The organism is Micromonospora sp. IBHARD004, assembly GCF_052814115.1.
In genome coordinates, this window is the sequence record NZ_CP199934.1 from 2,788,041 (window position 1) to 2,807,182 (window position 19,142).

Below are 19,142 nucleotides of genomic sequence, written 5' to 3' on the forward strand. Positions count from 1 at the left end.
GACCGTCCATATCGACGGCTCCATCCTGTGCATAGCTCGCGCCCCGATCCAGGGAGCGTCTACCCACCCCAACCCATGGGAGAGCCGAATGAGAGTCCATAACCGAGGGTCTAGGCGCAAGCTTCGTGTTGCGTTGGCCGGCGGATTGGTCATGGTGGTCATCGGCGTTACGGCCGTGCCGGCCGGCGCTACCGTCGTCGACCAGGGCCACTACTCGGGGACCGAGTCCTCTACCTACAACGACTGTGGCTACCCCGTCCAGGTGCAGGCGGAGTTCAGCGGGAACTACGTCATTCGTGCCGGCGAGCACGACAACCAGTCTGCCTTCTTCGTCACCGACAACTATTCCTACCGGGAGGTCCACACCAACCTCGACACCGGCGAGTGGTTCGTGCTGCGCGGCAACGGTGTATTTCACGACATCAGGGCCACGCGGGTGGAGGGTTCGGTCTTCGAGTTCGAGTCGGTCGAGGCGGGCCAGCCGTTCGTGGTGGAGGACTCTGCCGGCAATGTCGTGCTGCGAGATCGGGGTGCGATCCGCTACCGGACCCTGTTCGACACTGGCGGTGACGACGAGCCCGGCGGGACCTTCCTCGAGTTCCTGGGCGCCCAGGTCAGCGGCCCGCACCCCGGGTTCTTCGCCGGCTTCTGCCGGATCGCCGGCGACCTGATCGGAACGGGGTCGTCGCAGCGGCTCACGCCTCGCCCGACGGGGACAACGGACGCACCCCTCGGCTATTACGAGTACCTTCCGCCCGGCTACGGAGGGGGTGAGCCGAGTCCCCTCTTGGTGTTTTTGCACGGGTTCGGTGAGAACGGTGACGGCTCAGCCGCCCAGTTGGGGAACCTGCTCGCCACCGGCATCCCCGGGCTCATCAGCACCAACGGGTGGCCGTCGGAGCGTCCCTTCGTGGTGTTGGCGCCGCAACATGCGAGCCCGCAGAACGACGCGCACTACGCCCCCTGCGAGGGTGAGGGTGTCGTGCACTTCGGTTCCTGCGCGATGAGCATCCAGCACGACTTGGGCCATCCTCCGAACGGCTCCGCCTGCACCACCCCCGCGGAGGTCCACAAATTCCTGTCGTACGCGATCGCCAGCTACGACGTCGATCCTGAGCAGGTCTATCTGACCGGGCTGAGCTGCGGCGCCTTCGCCGCCTGGGAGTACGTCGCGGAGCATGCGGCCACCCAGATCGCAGCCATGGTCCCCATCGCCGGTGACGGCCGCCCGGCGTGGGACACGGCGATGTGCGGACTGGGTGCGGTCGCCGTCTGGGCCTTCCATGGCGAGGCCGACGACGCCGTGGATCCAGCCGGAAGCATCGAGCCGATGGCCGACCTGACGGCCTGTCCGTCGCCGCCGCGGCGCGACGCCCAGCTCACCATCTATCCCGGTGTCGACCACGACTCATGGACCCGCACCTACAACCTCAGCGCCGGCCACAACATCTACGACTGGCTGCTCGGCTTCACCGTTCCATGAGGCCAAGCGAGTTGTCCGCCAAGGTGAATTTCGATACCGGACGGGTGCCGTGCGTCAACGTCGAGACGGCCGAGCCCTGCCCTTGCCGAAAAACTCGTCCGCGCGGGTCAGGCGGCATGTCGGTACTCGTGCCAGTGGTTTGGGCGATAGATGCCCCAGCCGGCGGTGTGTCAGTAGCCGCCGGGAGCCGAGGGGAGGCGACGTTCGTAGTTACCAACCGAGGAGACACTAGCGGACGTGCCCCTCTCTACGCGTCAACCGGCGGCTGATTACATCTCGCACGGGAACTCGAGCATCCTCGATCCCGAGTTCCTGATCACAGCCACACATCAGACCCACAACGCCATTCACCACGGCGACGAGCGACTTCTTCCCCGGCCACTCGCCGAACGTAGAGCTGGCGACACAAAGTTGTGGTAACCGAAAGGAGTCAAATGGAAACGCCTCCCTACCACGACGCCTTCGACGCCGACGTTCCCGACGTCGACACGCTCGAGCCTGACTTCGAGGCCGAAGAGGTCGACGAGGTCGACGAGGAGGTCGCCCCGATCCCCGAGGACGAGATCGCGGATGCCGCAACCGATGATGAGGAGACGACATGAGCAGCTTCGCCTACGTCAGCAGCGAGCTGGGCAATGTCAAGCCCGAGACGCGCTCCATTGCGGAGGAGCTGTACAACGTCGCCAAGGCCGCCGGCCGCGAGATCTGGTTCATGTGGGGCATCGGCACCAGCGCGGAGCACAAGACCGGCCTCGCGCTCGACCTAATGGTCCGCAACGAGGCGGCGGGTGACTTCGTCCGCAACTACATCTGGGCCAACCGCGAGCGTCTTCGTCTTCGGCACGTCATCTGGGAGCAGCACATCACGTCGACCGTCGTCCAGCCTGGTGTCCGTCGCAAGATGGCTGACCGTGGCGACCCGACGGACAACCACTACGACCACAACCACGTGTGGTTCTTCCGGGGTTCGTACCGCCCGCCGCCGTCCCCGACTCCGAAGCCGCCGATCTCGACTCCGAAGCCGCCGGTGACCAAGCCGACGGTCAAGCAGCGGACGCTGTACTGGAACAAGACGACGATGTTGAGCGGCAACGACGTGCTCGCCCTCCAGAAGGGTCTGCGTCGTGTCTTCCCGCTCTACGCCGGCCGTCTGGTACTCGACGGCAAGTTCGGTCGCGCCACCGACAAGGCGGTTCGGGAGTTCCAGCGCCGTGCCGGCCTCAAGGTGAACGGCAGGGTCGGTCCGGCAACTCGGGCCGCGCTCCGCCGTTACGGCGTCCGGCTGTAACCCAGTTAACCTGGGTGATTCATGGTGATCGCCGAGGTGTGCTGTTCGTTGGTGTGTAGATGAGCGGAAGTGCCTGCCCTGCAAGGGAAACTTGTGATTGCGACATCTACAGGTTTCTCTTCGAGGGAGGCACTTCCGAGGTGCAGCTTACGGCGTGGTCGAGGGATCTGCGGGTCACCGCGGGTGGTTCGGGTGTGGTGTCGCACGTCGGGGCGGCGCTGCTGCGGATGCTGGCTGATCGGGCCTGTGGGGTGCCAGAATTGGGCCACAGTCACTGAGCTGGGCGAATGTCGTGGCCCGCGGTGTCGGGAATGATCGGGACTTGTGTCGCTGCGTCTGCTGTATCTCGTGTTCTGCCGCATCGCTGGCTGGCTGACCCTGCTCACCCAGACACCTTCGGCGAAGGAGGTAGAGATCCTCGTCCTGCGCCATGAGAGCGCGGTCCTGCGCCGGCAGAACCCGAAGCCGCGTCTGGACTGGACGGACCGAGCCGTGCTCACCGCCCGGATCAGACTTCTGCCCCGGGCGTTGAAGGTGCACCGGCTCGTCACTCCGGCCACGGTCCTGCGCTGGCATCGTCGCCTGGTCGCCCGTCACTGGACCTACCCGAACCGAGCCGGGCGCCCACCGATCGACCCGGTAGTTGCCGCTCTGGTTGAGCAGATGGCCCGGGCCAACCCCGGCTGGGGATACCAGCGCATTCAAGGCGAACTGCTCGGCCTCGGGCACCGGATCGGCGCGTCCACGATCCGCCGGATCCTCAAACGGCTGGGCATACCGCCAGCGCCGGTCCGCCGCGATCACACCACCTGGCGCCGGTTCCTCCGTACGCAGGCGTCGACCCTGCTGGCGTGCGATTTCTTCCATGTGGACTGCGCGCTTACCCTCAAGCGTCTGTATGTGTTCTTCGTGATGGAGGTCGGCAGCCGGTACGTGCACATCCTCGGCGTCACCGCCAACCCCGACGGGCCGTGGACCGTTCAGCAAGCCCGGAACCTGCTCATGGACCTGGGCGACCGGGCCGACCAGTTCAAGGTGCTGATCCGGGACCGGGCCGGACAGTTCACCGCCGCCTTCGACGCCGTCCTGGCCGACGCAGGCATCACCGTCTGCAAGATCCCGCCGCAGAGTCCGCGCGCGAACGCCTACGCGGAAAGGTTCGTCGGCACCGTCCGCAGAGAGGTCACAGATCGGATGCTCATCTTCGATGAACGGCACCTACGGCGAACACTCGCCGAATACGCCCGTCGCTACAACCGGTGGCGTCCCCATCGAGCGCTGCAGTTGCAGCCCCCACGCTCCGATCGTCCTGTCATCGACCTGACCCACGAGCGGATCAAACGCCGGCCCGTTCTCGGCGGGCTCATCAACGAGTACAAACGAGCCGCATAAAAGAACCAGCTCAGCGCACGTGACAGGGTTTTGGAACCCACAGGGCTTCTTGCTCGGTGACCTCTTCGGCGCATCCGAAGTGTTCAACCTTCAGATGCACGGCGTGAGCATCTGGCGTGCCAGGGGCGAAGAGTTCACCCTCAACCCGGACGATCTGCTGGGGGCAGCTCCGCATGTGCCGCACGAGATGCAGCATGAGTCATCGCGCAGGCTTCCTTCTGCTTCGCCGCCGTGGACATCTCGACTGTTCTGGGCCGGCACCCCGACTTCGCCCCGGACTGGCACGGCCTGCCACCAACGCTGACTGTGGCCGGCGCGGACTCGCTGGTCGACGCATTTCGCCAGATCTGCCGCGAACTGACCGCAGCGCGACGGCACAGCACAACTGGCCTCGTCCTCGCCGTCGACCGGCTGATTCTGGAGATCACCCGTGAGGTGCGGGACCTCCCGTCCCAATGCTCGCAGCGCACCCGGCTGTCACGAGAGCGCGGGAGCTGCTCGACCGGGACAACACGCGCAAGTGGACTCTCGACGAACTGGCTCGCGACGTGGGCCTCGCCCGGGGTATCTCGCCACGCTCTTCGCACGGGAGATCGGCATGACCCCACACCGATATCTCAACGAGCGACGGCTGCACCAAGCCCGGCACCTGCTCACCACGACCGACCTGTCGGTCACCGCCATCGGGCTGGCCTGCGGCTACGGCTCGGGCCAGCATTGCGCCCGCGTGTTCCGGCAGCTCACCGGAACGACGCCACGTGAACACCGGCGGGCGACGAGCCCGCCGCCCGCCGGTGACCCCGCTCAGGACCAGGCGGCTGAGTCCCGAAACGGGAAATGGCGTGCCGGGTCGAAGACCGGCACGGGCTGGTAGGAGTTGACACCGAGATCTCCGCGAAGCCACAGTGCACTCGGATACGGCTGCTCCTCGCCGAGGATTCGGGTAGAGGTGGGGATGTAGCGGAGAGTCAGCCCGCATCGGCGGTGCGGGCTGACGTTGGCGTTGCTTCCGTGGATGATGTTGGGATGGTGCACCTCGACGTCGCCGGGGCGCAGCACGATGTCCACGGCGTCGGCCTCGTCCACGTCGCAGGCGATCTCGTGTCCGAGAACGTTGTCCTTCTCGGTGTTCGGCCGCATCGCCGCGATCTCTCGGGTGTGGCTGCCGGGGACGACCCGGACACAGCCGTTCTCGGGCGTCGAATGGTCGACCGCCAGCCACAGCGTCACGACCTCCATCGGCTCCAGCGGCCAGAAGGCGCTGTCCTGATGCCAGAGCACGGTCTGCCCGGTGAAGGGAGGCTTGCTGATGTAGTGCGAGGCGAACAAGGCGATGTTCGGGCCGATGAACATCTCGGCGATGTCGAGGAGCCGGTCATCGCTGATCAAGCGGATCCAGAACGGATCATCTCGAAGATAGATGTGGCCCAGCTGCTCGGTGCGCACGTCGGGATGACGCTTTGCGAGCCAGTCGACGTGTGCGCTCGCCTCGGCGATGAGATCGGCGTCGATGACATTCCGGAAGATGGAGTAGCCGTCGCGCTCGTACTGATCGAGCACTGACGCTCTGCCTACGCTGACGGTGGACATGGCGTTCCCTTCGGGCAAGGAGTTGTCCTGTGCGCACACCGTGCCACTCGCGGCCCCAGCCGGAATACGCTCTGTGCTCTCCAGAAGTTGTACTGTGTTGATGTGTCCTCAACGCAGCCGGAACGCGCGGAGCGGTTCGAAGACCACGCACTCGGGCGGCCATATCACGCCGCGCTCGTCGAGCTGAGGAGCCGCTCGCACCCGCACAGCCATCGTGATTATTACGAAATAATGGCCATCGTCGCCGGCGACGGCGAGCAACTCGTGTCACATGGTGGCGGCCCTCCGCGCCGGCAGCCGCTTCGTGGGGGCGACCTGCTGCTCGTCCGTCCGCGCGACCACCACACCATCATCGGTGGGCTGCACTTCTACAACATCGCATTCCCTGCGGCCGGCTGGAGGGCCTTCACCGGGCTCGCCGGAGCCGACCCCGCGGGCGGGTTCCTCCCGCCCCTGGTACACACCGGAGACGACCGCGGTGCCCAAACATGCGCCGCCGCTCTCGAACGGTTCCATGACGCGCCCCGGCAAACCGACCTCATCCGCTTCTGGTGCGAGGTCCTCGACCTGCTCACACACGGCGCCGATACGCCCGGACAGCCACTCGAGATCCCAGCGTGGCTCCTGACCGCAACTGCCGCCATGAGCCACGAAGAGCACCTGCGCGAGGGAGTCCCGCGATTGCGGGAACTGGCACACGTAAGCGACGGGCACCTGGCCCGCAGCATGCGCCGCTACTACGGGACCACACCGACCGAGTTCGTTGCCGACGCGCGCTTACGGCGCGCGGCCACGTTATTGGCCACGACGACACGCACGATTGCCGACATCGCCTACACCTGCGGCTTCACCAGCGCCAGCTACTTCACCCGGCGATTCCGTGATGCGCACGGCGCTTCGCCACGCCAGTTCCGCGTCGCGGCGCGAAACGCGTTCGTGCCCGCCTAGCCGGGCCTCACGAGGCCCGGCTAGGCCTTGCACTTGCCGAAACCTCGTCCGCGCAGGTCACGCAGCATGCTCGGACTCGTGGAGAACACCGCCGAGGCGATCGCGTCTTCGTATGTCGAGGCGGGTGATCTTGTCTGGGTCGGCGACCGGCGCGGGCAACGGGTATAACGGTCGTGCGTTCCCGATGCCCTGGTGCGGGCGGTGCCCGTTGTAGAACTGCTCGTACTCGCGCAGGGCGTGGAGGAGATGCTGTTGGTTCCAGATCAGGCTGCGGTCAACAGTTCGCGTCGGCAGGTCTGTACCCAGCGCTCCATGATCGGGTTCATGCGCGGCATCCGGACGCCGCTGAGCACGACGTCGATGCCCGCGTCTGCCAGGAAGGCGTCGAACAGGGCCCGGAACTTCCCGTCACGGTCCGGATCAGGAACCGGGACACCTGGTCTCACCATAGGCAGCACGCCGCCACCGCTGGCGTCACGCCCAGGTAAGCCGTTCGCAGCAGCACGGCCGACCATCATGCCGTGCCGATCACCGGTGTGCGAGAGCCCCAGCCCGCAATCGGGATCAGCACCCCGTCCACCCCGCGCACCGGCTCCAACCAGGGCGGATGGAGTTTTCGGCAGGGCAACCGTGGAGCGGCTCATGCGCAACGCAGGACTGCGCGGGGTCGTGCGCGGCAAGAAGATCCGCACCACGGTCGCCGGTCCCGGCCACGAACGCGCCGGCGCCTGGTCGCCCGGGATTTCACCGCGACCGTGCCCGACCGCGCCGTTTCCCGGCCGACCACAACCCCGCCCGGCGCCCATGCCGGCGCTGCCCGCACCTCGTCCGCCAGAACACGCCTTGCCGGGGAGCCCTTGCTCGGTATGGCTTGTGCGGACCGCTCTGGCTGGGTGACCGAACGCGGCTTACTACGTGCGCTACGCTCGCCCCGGGCCACCCCATCGACATCCACCCGCACGACGGGATCCTGGTCATCGGTCCGCGAGGTGATAGGCCCACGTCGAGTCGATCAGCGGGCTGGGGTGCTACTACGCCTTGAGCGCACCGGAGAGCATGCCCCGGATGAACGCTCGCATCGTGATTGCCAGTACGACGACCAGCGGCAGGGCGGAGATCACGTAGCCGGCCATCAGCTGGGGGTAGTCCACGTTGTACCGATCGCCGGTGAGGAACGCGAGCGCCACCGGCACGGGACGCTGCTCCTCGGAGCTGATCGTCACCAGCGGCCACAGGAACTGGTTCCACGTCCACAGCACGTTGAGCGTGACGAGGGTGGCCAGTGTCGGAAGGCTCAGCGGTAGCACAACGTGCCAGAGCACGCGCAGGTCGCCGGAGCCGTCGAGCTTCGCTGCCTCGACCAGCTCCTGGGGAACAGCGCGGAAGAAGGCTCGCAGCAGAAAGACCGACAGACCAACGGTTCCCGCGGTGTACGGCAGGATCATGGCCCACTGCGTGTCGATGAGCCCGACATCGCGAACGAGCACGAACATCGGCACGAAGGTGAGCACGGCCGGCACCATCATCGTGCAGATTGCGACGGTGTAGATGAGCTGTTGGCCGCGGAAGCGACGCCAGGCAAACGCGTACGCCGCCGGCACGCCACAGGCCAGAACGAGCGCGACGGTGGCCGTGCTGACCAGCACCGAGTTCCAGACCGAGGGCAGCACCTCACCTGCGGCAGTGCGGTAGTTGTCGAGGTGCACGTGACGATCGGGCAAGAAGTAGTTGGTGGCGAACGCCGACTTCGTCTTCAGAGAAGAAATTACGACGAAGGCGATCGGGTAGAGCGATGCCCCGAACAACACGACGAGGATGAGTGCCCGCACGGCGCTGCCCGCGCTAGACCGCCACCTCTTCGGGCCCATGGCTCAGTGCTCCTTTCGCCAGGGCCGAGCCGGCCCGAGCACCGTGAGGACGAAGATGACCACGAAGAGCACGACTCCGATCGCGGCGGCGTAGCCGTACTGCCCGTAACGGAAGGCGTTGTTGTAGAGCAGCAGGCCCGGTACCACGCTGGCATCGGCCGGGCCGCCCTGAGTGAGCAGGAAAACGTTGTCGTAGTTCTGCAGGCCGAGGATGACCGACAGGATGACCAGCAGCCGAGTCTGCCCGCGTAGCAGCGGCAGCTCAACCGACCAGAAGGTCCGCCAGCGGCCGGCGCCGTCCATGCGAGCCGCCTCGTAGAGGTCGCGCGGGATGGTCAGCAGGCCCGCCAGGTAGATCAGGGTGTTCGCGCCGTTGAGCCAGGGGAGGCCCACCAGGATCAGCGCGAATAGGACGACCTCTGTGTCGCCTAGCCAATTGTGGCCGAGCGAGTCGAGCCCGACCGCGCCGAGAAGCCGGTTGACCAACCCGTCCGGCTGCAGGAACTGGCTCCACACCAGGAAACCGACGACCGTGGGTACGACCGCCGGGACGAGCAGCAGGATGCGCAGCCAGTACTGGACCCGGTCGCTGCGCAGGTGGTGGATCAGCCAGGCCGTGCCCAGCGGCACCAGCACCGACTGCGCGACGAACGCTACGGTGAGCAGGCCCCCGTTGCGGATGGATCGCCAGAACAGCGGATCTTCGGTGAACAGCGCCCGGTAGTTGGCCAGGCCGACGAACTCGTCGATATTCGCGCCGTTCCACTCCGTGAACGAGCGGTAGATGGCCTGGCCAAACGGGTAGAGGACGAAGACGCCAAGCACGGCCACGAGAGGCAGGACCAGAACGTACGGCAGGAGCGCGTGCGTCAGGCGTGTCGTTGCCGACTCCTGGCGCGCGGCACGCGGCGGCGACGCCGTCGCTGCGGGCGCCCGCCCTTCAAGAACCTGAGTCATCCCCTCGCCCTTCCCCGCCTGACGGAAGCCGGGTCCCGGCGGAGACGATTGCCTCCGCCGGGACCCGATTTTTGCCTATCCGAGTTCGCGCTTGATGAAGCCCTGGTCTACCTGGGCAGCGGACACCTTGAGGTTCCGCTCGAGTGCATCCAAGTTGGACTTGGACCGCTGCGACAAGAATTGGTCGATGCTCGCCTTGCCGCTCCACAGGCCCTGCCACTGGGCGATGAACTCGTCGAAGTCCTTTGTGTCGAACGTGGGTGGCATCCCGAATCCGTACAGCGGGATCTCCGCGAACTTCGCCATCGTGTCGACCTTCGTGAACGAGGCGGGGTACTGCACGCCGACGATCTCGGCCGGGTCACCGGCGGTCGTCCCGCTGTCGCCCTTGGCAGCCCACATCCTGGTCGCCTGGTCCGGGCTCGTGATGAACTGCAGGAAGTCCACGGCGAGTGCGCTCTGCTTGGTGGCCGCCGGGATCATCCAGCCGTTGCGCGTGCCGGCCAGCGGGTTGGTGCCACCTGCGGTGAGGCCGGGGAAGTCGGTCGGAGTGATCGAGGGGAAGTTGGTCGCCCCGATCTCGAACTGCTTGTCCGTCGCCAGCCCACCGATCTTCGTCAGGATGCCCGGAATCGCGAAGGTGCCGGTGAGGTCCTGCACGCTGGCGCCGGAGACGAACTTGTCCTCGACCTCCGCGCCCTTGGCGGCGAGCGCATTAGGGTTGAGGTGCGGCTTGAGCTGCAGCATCAGCTCCACCGCGCGGCGGTACTCCGCCGACTTGGCCGGGTCGATGACACCCTTGCGGAAGGCGACGTACAGCTCGTCCGGGGTGTACGACTCGCCCGCCACCGAGGCGGCCTTCGCATGGTCGTACTTCCACCCGTCGGCGTGCCGTAGGTTGATCTGCTCGCTCTTGGGCCGGTAGAGCGCCTGCAGCATGGTGGTCAGCAGCCACCACGTCTGGGCGTCGTCGTTCTTGATGGCGGTGTAGAGGGGCGCCTGGCCGCTCGCTTTGAGTTTGTCGTTCGCCGCGATCCAGTCCTGCCAGGTGGCCGGCGGCGTGGTGATGCCGGCCTTCTCGTATGCCTTCTTGTTGTAGGCGAGGCCGACCCAAACCGCGGACCACGGCACCATGACGACCTTGCCACTGTCCATCGTCGACTCCACCGAACCCGGGCGGAAGCCGTCACGCCAGGTGCCGGTGCCGCCGTACGAATTCGCCTTGCCGAGCGCACCGGTCAGGTCGGTCGCTAATCCGCGCCCGCCGAGCCCCTGCACCATCGGTGGCTCGACCATCACGAGGTCGGCTGCGGTGCGCGAGACGAGCCGGGTCTCGAGGGCGTCCTTGTAGCCGTCGTACGGCGCCATCTCGATCTTGATGTCGGCGCCAGCGTGCTTGGCCTCGTAGTCCTTGGCCGCAGCTTCGAGCTGCGCCTTCCAGTTGGACGTGCCATCGAAGGCGAGCACCCGCAGGTCGCCGGAGAGATTGCCGGCCTTGTCACCGTCGTCGCTGCCGCAGGCAGTCGTCAGCATGAAGAGGCTGGCAGCCATGCCTGCGGCCGCCAGTCGTCGGGTGTATCCGCGCAACCGTTCCTCCTCGAATGAAGGTCCGCCGAGCGGCTTGCCCGACAGTCCTGTCGCTCGGCGGGCGCTGGGGCCTTGCTTGGTGAGGCCTCGCCGGTGTGGGTGCGGCAAAGGCTAGGGTGGCGAAGATAACGTTGTCAACGGATGCGCCGAAACCTTGTCGTTACGGCGCCGAGACCCGGAGCCGGAGACCTAGCGCCGGTGGTGGTTGCGAGCGGCCCCGCCGCTAGCCACCGGCACCGGAGCCCGAGCCGGCTCTCGTGCTGGCCCTTGTGGCGCGTGTGCGCGAGCCGGCACCTGCGGCGGGTGCGCGCCGGCCGGCCGTCTCCGACCCGTAGCGCACGAGCGTCGTGGGGATGACGACCTGCTGCGGAGTGCGCCGGCCATCGAGGCGTTCGAGCAGCAGTTGGGCCGCCCGCCGGCCCGCCTCGGCGGCGTCGTACGAGACCAGCGCGAGCGGTTGCGCGAACAGGCCCGCCGTCTCGATGTCATCGAACCCCGAGACATCCGCCGCGCCGCCGCGACGCTGCAGCTCGGCGAGCACACCCACGGTCATTCGGTTGTTGCAGGCGAAGAACGCGGTCGGCGGGTCGCCACCGTCCAACAGCTGAGCTGTCGCGGTGGCGGCGTCCGCCGGAGTGAGCGGGCCGAGGCAGACCAGGTCCTCAGGGTACGGGACGCCCGCGCGTGCCAGCGCCGAACGGAAGCCGGCGAGGCGCTCGCGCATCGTCCAGACTTTCGCCTCGTGGCCTAGCACGGCGATCCTTTGGTGGCCGCGATCGAGCAGGTAGTCCGTGGCGGCGATGGCGCCGCCGCGGTTGTCCACCAACACGGTGTCCGCGATGAGGCCGGTCGCCGGCCGGTCGAGGAAGACGACTTGCAAGCCCATCTCGATCTCGGCCTGGAGGAAGCTGTGGTCAAGCGCTGTCGGCACGATGATCATGCCTTCGACTCGTCGTTGACACAGCTCGAGCACGAGTGCGCGCTCCCGCTCAGGATCCTCCTCGCTACTGGCCGTCATGAGCACGAAATCCCGGTCGTGTGTCAGCTGCTCGACGCCGCGGGCGACCGAGCTGTAGAACGGGTTGCCAAGATCCTCGATGACAAGCCCCACGCTCGCAGTGGATCGACCCGCGCGCAGGTCACGAGCCATCGCGTTACGGCGGAAGCCCAGCTTGGCGACGGCCAGGAAGACTCGGTCGGCCATCTCGGGACTTACACCCGATTCGCCGTTGACCACCCGCGAGACCGTCTTGAGACCGACGCCCGCCTCCCGTGCGACGTCCACCATCGTCGGCCGTCGATTCCTCATGCGCCGCCTCCATCGCATTCGTACGTTGTCACGCTAGCGCCCGCCCATGATCGCACGCAGCTGCGGACCGTCGCTGCTGTCGAACGTTCCGTTGTCGACACCGCAAGCGGCCCGCGCAGGCGGTGTTCTCCGCGCCACGCACCGCGACCTTGGGCGGGGATCTCGACTAGACAACGTTGTCACCCTGTGCTTACTCTAGCTGACAGATCGCGATCTATATCACGAACCCGAAGATGCCGCGCCAGGACGAACGCTCCATTCGCTGCGCACGACTGGGGCGCCACGTGTGCGTGGCCCGTCCCCAATCGCGAAGGAGGAACGACATTGACGTCGCGCTTCATCGATCGCTGCGCATGCTGTGTGCGGTGATCGCCGCCGTGGTCCTCGCCACGGTCGGATACGCCGGCCAGGCAAGCGCCAGCGACAGCCCGTACCCCGCGACCATCTCCGCACTGTACGACCGGAATGAGGCGTTCCTGAAGGTCGACAAGCAGTGGGTAATGGGCGAACCGTTCAACATGCACTTCATTTCGACGGTCACCATCGGAGGAGAGATCTCGGCGTACTACATCAGGAACAAGCCCGACGGCACGTTCGCAACCGCCCTCGCGACGTCCACCGACGGTGTCAACTGGACCGACCACGGCATCGTGCTCGACACCGGGCCGTCCGGCTCCTGGGACGACCGGATCGCGAGCTTCCCTGGCGTGGCGTACGTGAATGGCACGTTCTACCTCGTGTACGAGGGAGCTGGCTTCAACCCCGCCAACCCGGGTGACATCGGCCTGGCGACATCGACCGACGGAGTCACCTTCACGAAGGTCGGACGGATCCTCACGCACAACCCGTCTGGGTGGGAGTCGGCGAACATCGGTACGCCGAACCTGTGGTACGAGAACGGTACCTGGCACCTCTACTACCACGGGTACGACGGCACGGACGTGCGCGTCGGCTTCGCCAGCGGAACGAGCCTCACCTCGCTCTCGAAGAGTGGCAGCAACCCGGTGCTGAGCACTGGCCCGGGCGGTTCGTGGGACGCCGGCACGATCGGCAAACGGGACATAGTCAAGGAGGGCTCGTACTACTACATGGTCTACGAGGGCAGCACTGACGCCCCCTTTGAGACCGCGCAGTGGTCGAGCGGGCTCGCCCGGGCACCGAGCCCGTCCGGCCCTTGGACGAAGTACCGGCAGAACCCGGTGCTCGCTCCAGAGAGCGGGTTCGGTAACGACGGGCCCGCATTCCTCAGCCTCGGCGGGGAGCGGTGGGTGTACTACCGCAGTATCGGCCAGTTCGGCAGCGTAACCCGTCGCGCCAAGGTCTCCAACGAGACCAACGGCGGGTGGGGGCTGGTGTTCGAAACCGAGTCGATGCCGTACCACCAGGTGGGTCGCCCCGACGGGGACGGCTGGTCGGCGAACACGTCCGACGGGCCGGGGTTTCTCGCGTACGGGCCGTACAACAACAACGTGGTGCCCGACTGGAACACCGGCGTGGTCAAGCTCGCGATCGACAACGTCACGGCCGGCAACGACCTCGTGGCGACGATCGACGTATACGACGCGACGGCGGGCCAGATCATCGCCACGCGGCAGATCTTCCGGCACGACTTTCAACAGGCCAGCCACTATGAGTTCATGATCGTGCCGTTCGCGTGGGAGGGCCGCGCGGGCCATACGTTCGAGATCCGGACGTTCACGCACGGCACCGCGTACCTGCGGCAGGACCGCCAAGGCACCGACTAGTTCCTCCGTGATCAGAGCGTCCGTCATGCCGTCCTAACGACATGGGGGACGCTCTGATCACGAGGCGGATCGGGTCTAGACAACGTTGTCGGAGCGGGTTACGGTGACCGCCCAAGAGCCAGCAGCGGACGGCAGGAGGCGCGGCGGTGAGACAGCTCGACGTCGTGGAACGGCGCGGGTGGGAGATCGTCCGGCTCGGCTCTGATCTGCTGTCCGCCGAGGTCCTGCCCGGCAAGGGTGGCGATGTCCTGTCACTGCAGTGGCTTGGCACGGCAACCGAGTTGCTGTGGCAGTCGCCATGGGGGCTGCGCGCTCGCGGCGCCGTCACCACGAGCGAGCACGACGTGGCCCGACTGATCGAGGCGTACCCGGGCGGCTGGCAAACCGTCTTCCCCAACGGCGGCGACGCGGTCACCGAACACGGCGTCGCCTGGGGCATGCACGGCGAGGTTTGGCTGACACCGTTCGACTGGACGCCCGTGGACGGCGCCGATGGCGGCTGCGGCGTCGAGCTGCGCGCCCGGCTCGTACGCAGTCCATTCGACATCGTCAAGCGGGTCGTCCTGGACGGCGCCCGGCTCAGCGTCACCGAAACCATCACAAACGTCGGCGGCGAACCCATTGAGGCGATGTGGAGCCAGCACCCTGCCTTCGGGGCGCCGCTGATCGGGCCGGACACGCTCATCGAGACGACCGCCGGCACGTTCGTTGTCGATGACCGGCGCGACACGCCGAGCGGCGACCTCGCGCTCGGCGTGCGCGCCACATGGCCGCACGTCCCCGGCCGGGGCGGCGGGAACGTTGACCTGACCCGCATCCCGGCACCCGACGCAGGCGTCGACCGGATGGGCTACCTCACCGACTTCACCTGCGGTCACGCGGCGATCCGCAACCCCGGCCTGGGCCTGGCCGTCGAGCTGGACTGGGACGCGGCGACCCTGCCGCACGCGTGGTACTGGCTGGAGGCGGGTGGCGGCGCGGGATTCCCGTGGTATCGCAGCGCCTACGTGTTGGCGATCGAGCCGGCAACGAGCTTCCCCGGCCAGGGCATCGCAGCCGTACGGGCCAACACGGGCACCCAGGTCGTCTTCGCTCCCGGTGAGACGCGGACCGCGTCCGTCACCGTCACCGTGCGGGAGCTGGCGTGAGTATTCGACTGTGGCAGATCGGCGACCCGGCTGCCGGCCCGCGTCAGTTCGCCGACCACTGGTACGCCGGCACCGACGCGCGGCCGTCGCCGTACTCGCCGGTGGACAGACCGGACCCGGTCGAGCGAGGTCCCATTTTCGAGATCGGCCGCAGCGACGCCTCGACGCACTGGCCGGCGGTCCAGCCGGGCCCACTTGACGCCGGGCACGGCTGGCGGCCCGCGGACGCGACGATCCGGTTCGACGCTCCGGCCGGCTCGGAGGAGCTCTGGCATGACCTGCACCTGCATGCGCTGGCCAGCCACGGCCCCTGTCCGGATCTCATCGTCACCGTCAACGGCCGGCGCGGTCTGGTGCTGCTCGACCCGGTACGCGACGACCGGGCCCACGCGCCGATGCCGCCGTCGCCGATTTCGGGGCCGATCGACCGGGTCGTCCCGCTGCGGCCTGGGCTCATCCGGCCCGGCCGGAACGAGATCATCCTGACCACGCACTGCCTGGAGGAGGTCGAGCCCGACCTCACGAAGACGCGGCCGCACCTGCCGCATCTGGGCGTGTGGTTCGGCAGCGCACTGTCCTGGCGGGGACTCTCGCTCGCCGCCGGCACCACACCTGCTGAACCGACGTTGCGGCTTTGCCCCACCTCGCTGTACGTCGAACGCGACGGCGACCTCTTCGAGCTGGTCGACCTGGACCTGACATCCCCGCATGGGTTCGCCGCGGGCACCGCCGCCCTGCGGGTCGGCTCCCACGAGCGGTCATCCCCTGTGGAGGGCGTCGACTTCGGCGACACCCGGATCAGGTTCGCGGTGCCCGCCCGCTCGGACACCGACACCCACACCGAGACCGAGATCGATGCCCACGCTACGCTCGACCTTGACGGCCGCCGGGTCGAGCTGCCCCGGGCGCCGTTCCGCCCCGCACGGCGCTGGACGCTGCATCTGATCCCTCACGTGCACCTGGACGTCGGCTACACCGACAACCAGGCGAAGGTCATCGAGCTGCATAACCGCAACATCGATCGGGTGACCGGGATCCTGCGTCACACACCCGACTATGCGTTCACGATCGACGGCAGCATGATCCTGGAGACCTTCCTGCGGTCCCGCACCGAGGCGCCCACGGCCGCGGCACTCGAGGCGATCCGCGCGGGCCAGGTCGGCGTCAACGCGTTCTACGCCCTGTTCCTCGCCGGCGTGGCGAGCATCGAGGAGTGTTACCGGGCGGCCTACCTCTCCGCCCAGCTCGGCCGTGACCTGGGCCTGCCGATACGCACGGCCAACCTCACCGACGTACCGTCGTACCCACAGGCGATCCCGTCGATCGTCGCCGCGCTGGGGCTGACCGGCTTCTTCGGCATCGCCAACCACACCCGCGGCGGGAACCCGGACAGCGACACCCTGCACCTGCTCTCGCCGGTTCGCTGGCGCGGCCCGGACGGCGCCGAGGTGGTCGCATACTTCTCCGACTCGTACTCTCAACTGCGCTTCATGTGCGCGGACCCGCCGTCGCTCGCGGGCATGTCCGCGTCACTCCCGCGCTACGCGGCCCGCTACGACCGACCCGACTATGTCCCGCACGACCTGCCGATCGTCGGCACGCACGCTGACAACGAGGACGTGGCCGACGGATACGCCGACCTGGTCGAGCGGTGGAATGCCCGGTACGCCTATCCCCGACTGCGCTTCAGCACCATCGCCGACTATCTCGACGCCATTCGCCCGCTCGCCGACCGTCTGCCGGTACTGGAGGGCGACGGCGGCAGCTACTGGGAGGACGGCGTCGGCACGCAGGCCGCTGCGATCGCCCGCTATCGTCGCGCGCAAGCCCTCATGCCCGCGGCCGAGGCCATGTCCGCGCTGGTCGCGGCGGCAGATCCGACCATACGCCCAGACCTGTCCACCCTCGACGAGGGCTGGCGCCGGTTGCTGCTCGGCTGCGAGCACACCTGGACCGCGGCCCACGCGACCATCCGCCCGCACTCGGCAGATGTGATCGACCAGCGCGACTGGAAGATCGGCCAGATCGACGAAGGGCTGCGCATCGCGACCGACGAGGCCCGGCGAGCACTATCCCAACTGGCCGAGCTCGTGCCCACCGAGGGCCCGGCGCTGGTGGTCGCGAACCCGGCCAGCTTCGCGCGGAACGTTGAGATCGAGGTGGAGCTGGCCGCCGACGAGCGCGTCGAGACGCTCGATGGCACCCCGCTACCCGCGATCCGGCTCGGCTCTGCGCCCGGGGTCGTCCGGGTGCGCACCGGCCCGCTGCCCGGCTTCGGTTATGCGACGTACGCCGTGCGCCGTGACACTGCGCCGCCGCGTGAGGCCACGACCCGCCCCGTGCCGTCAACTCTGGATACACCGCGCTACCGGGTCGAATTCGACCCGGACACCGGCCGGCCGACCAGCCTGCGCCACCACCGACTCGACCGGGAGCTGCTCGACCCGAGCCATGGCTGGGCGCTCGGCGACGTGCTACACGTGACCGGTGGCGGCACCGCCAGCGGGCGTGGACTGGGCGACGAAGCGACCTCCCTCAACGACATCGACCCGACACTGCCCCCACCACAGCTGACGGTCAACGCGGCGGCGATGCGGGCCGAGGGCGCCCGCCGTCTGCCCTGGGGCTGGGAGATCAGCGCGGTCGGCGCTGCGCCAAGCCTGCCCGTGGTGCGTACGACGCTGCGACTGCACGACGACACTGACCGCATTGACCTCACCGTCACCCTGGTCAAGGAGGCCGAGCTGGCGAAGGAGTCGGTGTATGTGGCGTTCCCGTTCGCCGTGCCCGACCCGATCGTGCGGTACGACCGGCAGCAGGGCTGGGTCGACCCCGCCCGCGATCACCAGCCCGGCGCGTGCAACGAGTGGTTCACGGCGCAGGACGCCGTCACCGTTGCCGGCCCGGACCTCTGCGTGGCCTGGGCAAGCGCCGACGCGCCGCTGTTCACCCTCGGCGACATCGTGCGTGGTCGCTGGCCACGCACCGCCACCCCGAGCGGCATGGTCCTCTCCTGGGTCATGAACAACTACTGGTGGACAAACACGCCGGCCAGCCAGGACGGCATAGTCATGCTGCGATACGCGTTCACCCCGCTGTCCACGTACGACCCGGTTGCCGCCTGGCGACTCGGCCGCGACCTGCGCGCGCCGGTGCTGTCCAACCTGGTCACCTGGCTGGACAAGGGCGGCGGCACACCGCGACGGTCCGCCGCCGGCACCCTTTTCGACGCCGCCCTGCCATCTAACGTGGATGCCTCGGTCTTCGCCGGTCGCCGGGCGAGCGGCATCGTGGTCCGGCTCCGCGAGCTCGCCGGTACCGCCGCCACCGCGTCGGTCCGGCACCCGCACACCGGCCCAGGAGCCGTCGCGCTGCGCTGCACCGCGACCGAAGAACCGGTCGAGTCGCTAACCGTCCGTGCGGACGGCACCATAGCCGTCACCGTGCGCCCGTACGAAGTCGTCACCGTCGCGCTGAAGGAGCCGGCGTGAACTACCGCCTCAACCGCCTGTTCAACCCCGCCTCTGGCCGCTGCCTGGACGTGGCCGTGGACCACGGCTTCTTCGGCGAGCCGTCGTTCCTCACCGGCATCGAGGACATGCCCGCGGCGATCGAGACCCTCGTGGCTGCCGCACCGGACGCCATCCAGCTGACGCCCGGGCAGGCGCCCCTGCTGCAGTCGCGGCGATGTCGACCCGGATGCGCCGGCCTGGTGGCCGCGCGCGCGAAGACCGGCACGCAGATACGGGTCGAGCCGGGTGAGTCTCGAAGCAGCGCACTCACCCTCACGGTGACCGCCGACGGAAACGGACGTCACGACTGATTGA

16 protein-coding genes are annotated in these 19,142 nt (G+C 67.7%); 10 read left to right on the forward strand and 6 right to left on the reverse strand.

The features are described 5' to 3' along the window. The first annotated feature begins 151 nt into the window (after positions 1–151). The 5 genes from ACTWO6_RS13545 (at position 152) to ACTWO6_RS13565 (ending at position 5,037) form a co-directional block, all read left to right on the forward strand. Positions 152–1,483 carry a carboxylesterase family protein gene (locus ACTWO6_RS13545; RefSeq protein WP_446219964.1) on the forward strand — a complete coding sequence of 444 codons (1,332 nt, stop codon included), beginning with the start codon at positions 152–154 and terminating at the stop codon, positions 1,481–1,483. A 434-nt stretch (positions 1,484–1,917) separates the two neighbouring features. Further along, the gene (locus ACTWO6_RS13550; protein WP_446219965.1) at positions 1,918–2,085 is read left to right on the forward strand and encodes a hypothetical protein; all 168 of its coding nucleotides are present in this window, start codon (positions 1,918–1,920) and stop codon (positions 2,083–2,085) included. Continuing rightward, complete coding sequence (locus ACTWO6_RS13555) at positions 2,082–2,771, forward strand: peptidoglycan-binding domain-containing protein (protein WP_446219966.1); 690 nt, start codon at positions 2,082–2,084, stop codon at positions 2,769–2,771. The genes ACTWO6_RS13550 and ACTWO6_RS13555 overlap by 4 nt, the downstream gene beginning before the upstream one ends. A 324-nt stretch (positions 2,772–3,095) precedes the next feature. Continuing rightward, positions 3,096–4,163 carry an integrase core domain-containing protein gene (locus ACTWO6_RS13560; RefSeq protein ID WP_446219967.1) on the forward strand — a complete coding sequence of 356 codons (1,068 nt, stop codon included), beginning with the start codon at positions 3,096–3,098 and terminating at the stop codon, positions 4,161–4,163. A gap of 598 nt (positions 4,164–4,761) precedes the next feature. Next, positions 4,762–5,037, forward strand: coding sequence for a helix-turn-helix domain-containing protein (locus ACTWO6_RS13565; RefSeq protein WP_446219968.1), 276 nt, complete (start codon positions 4,762–4,764; stop codon positions 5,035–5,037). Here ACTWO6_RS13565 and ACTWO6_RS13570 read toward each other — a convergent pair. After that, complete coding sequence (locus ACTWO6_RS13570) at positions 4,968–5,723, reverse strand: phytanoyl-CoA dioxygenase family protein (RefSeq protein WP_446219969.1); 756 nt, start codon at positions 5,721–5,723, stop codon at positions 4,968–4,970. The two genes, ACTWO6_RS13565 and ACTWO6_RS13570, sit on opposite strands and share 70 nt — an antisense overlap. 132 nt (positions 5,724–5,855) lie before the next feature. Between ACTWO6_RS13570 and ACTWO6_RS13575 the strand changes: the two genes are divergently transcribed. Next, positions 5,856–6,701: an AraC family transcriptional regulator gene (locus tag ACTWO6_RS13575; RefSeq protein ID WP_089014984.1), complete on the forward strand. Its 846-nt coding sequence runs from the start codon at positions 5,856–5,858 to the stop codon at positions 6,699–6,701. 263 nt (positions 6,702–6,964) lie between these two features. Here ACTWO6_RS13575 and ACTWO6_RS13580 read toward each other — a convergent pair whose 3' ends face one another. The 5 genes from ACTWO6_RS13580 to ACTWO6_RS13600 all read right to left on the reverse strand — a co-directional run bounded on the left by ACTWO6_RS13580 (position 6,965) and on the right by ACTWO6_RS13600 (position 12,422). Beyond that, positions 6,965–7,396, reverse strand: a complete 432-nt coding sequence (locus ACTWO6_RS13580) for a hypothetical protein (protein ID WP_446220880.1) — start codon at positions 7,394–7,396, stop codon at positions 6,965–6,967. Positions 7,397–7,732: 336 nt separating this feature from the next. Further along, the gene (locus ACTWO6_RS13585) at positions 7,733–8,569 is read right to left on the reverse strand and encodes a carbohydrate ABC transporter permease (RefSeq protein WP_446219970.1); all 837 of its coding nucleotides are present in this window, start codon (positions 8,567–8,569) and stop codon (positions 7,733–7,735) included. Positions 8,570–8,572: 3 nt separating this feature from the next. Next, positions 8,573–9,400: a carbohydrate ABC transporter permease gene (locus tag ACTWO6_RS13590; protein ID WP_446219971.1), complete on the reverse strand. Its 828-nt coding sequence runs from the start codon at positions 9,398–9,400 to the stop codon at positions 8,573–8,575. 201 nt (positions 9,401–9,601) lie between these two features. Then, positions 9,602–11,113, reverse strand: coding sequence for an ABC transporter substrate-binding protein (locus ACTWO6_RS13595; protein ID WP_446219972.1), 1,512 nt, complete (start codon positions 11,111–11,113; stop codon positions 9,602–9,604). A gap of 223 nt (positions 11,114–11,336) precedes the next feature. Next, entirely contained in the window at positions 11,337–12,422 is a 1,086-nt protein-coding gene (locus ACTWO6_RS13600) for a LacI family DNA-binding transcriptional regulator (protein ID WP_446219973.1), read from the reverse strand. A gap of 233 nt (positions 12,423–12,655) precedes the next feature. Between ACTWO6_RS13600 and ACTWO6_RS13605 the strand changes: the two genes are divergently transcribed. The 4 genes from ACTWO6_RS13605 to ACTWO6_RS13620 all read left to right on the forward strand — a co-directional run bounded on the left by ACTWO6_RS13605 (position 12,656) and on the right by ACTWO6_RS13620 (position 19,138). Then, a complete protein-coding gene (locus ACTWO6_RS13605) occupies positions 12,656–14,167 on the forward strand; it encodes a family 43 glycosylhydrolase (RefSeq protein WP_446219974.1) in 1,512 nt (503 codons plus the stop codon). Between the two features lie 146 nt (positions 14,168–14,313). Next, positions 14,314–15,315 carry an aldose 1-epimerase gene (locus ACTWO6_RS13610; RefSeq protein ID WP_446219975.1) on the forward strand — a complete coding sequence of 334 codons (1,002 nt, stop codon included), beginning with the start codon at positions 14,314–14,316 and terminating at the stop codon, positions 15,313–15,315. Next, positions 15,312–18,806 (forward strand): glycoside hydrolase family 38 N-terminal domain-containing protein, encoded by a 3,495-nt coding sequence (locus ACTWO6_RS13615; protein WP_446219976.1) that lies wholly within the window; start codon positions 15,312–15,314, stop codon positions 18,804–18,806. The genes ACTWO6_RS13610 and ACTWO6_RS13615 overlap by 4 nt, the downstream gene beginning before the upstream one ends. Beyond that, positions 18,803–19,138: a hypothetical protein gene (locus ACTWO6_RS13620; RefSeq protein ID WP_446219977.1), complete on the forward strand. Its 336-nt coding sequence runs from the start codon at positions 18,803–18,805 to the stop codon at positions 19,136–19,138. The genes ACTWO6_RS13615 and ACTWO6_RS13620 overlap by 4 nt, the downstream gene beginning before the upstream one ends. Positions 19,139–19,142 lie beyond the last annotated feature (4 nt).

What these genes read in the sequence shown, in the direction of transcription:
- ACTWO6_RS13545 (WP_446219964.1), top strand. Translation starts at nt 152, where the DNA reads ATGGTGGTCATCGGCGTTACGGCCGTGCCGGCCGGCGCTACCGTCGTC.
- ACTWO6_RS13550 (WP_446219965.1), top strand. Translation starts at nt 1,918, where the DNA reads ATGGAAACGCCTCCCTACCACGACGCCTTCGACGCCGACGTTCCCGAC.
- ACTWO6_RS13600 (WP_446219973.1), bottom strand. Translation starts at nt 12,422, where the DNA reads ATGAGGAATCGACGGCCGACGATGGTGGACGTCGCACGGGAGGCGGGC.
- ACTWO6_RS13565 (WP_446219968.1), top strand. Translation starts at nt 4,762, where the DNA reads ATGACCCCACACCGATATCTCAACGAGCGACGGCTGCACCAAGCCCGG.
- ACTWO6_RS13555 (WP_446219966.1), top strand. Translation starts at nt 2,082, where the DNA reads ATGAGCAGCTTCGCCTACGTCAGCAGCGAGCTGGGCAATGTCAAGCCC.
- ACTWO6_RS13585 (WP_446219970.1), bottom strand. Translation starts at nt 8,569, where the DNA reads ATGGGCCCGAAGAGGTGGCGGTCTAGCGCGGGCAGCGCCGTGCGGGCA.
- ACTWO6_RS13605 (WP_446219974.1), top strand. Translation starts at nt 12,656, where the DNA reads ATGCCGCGCCAGGACGAACGCTCCATTCGCTGCGCACGACTGGGGCGC.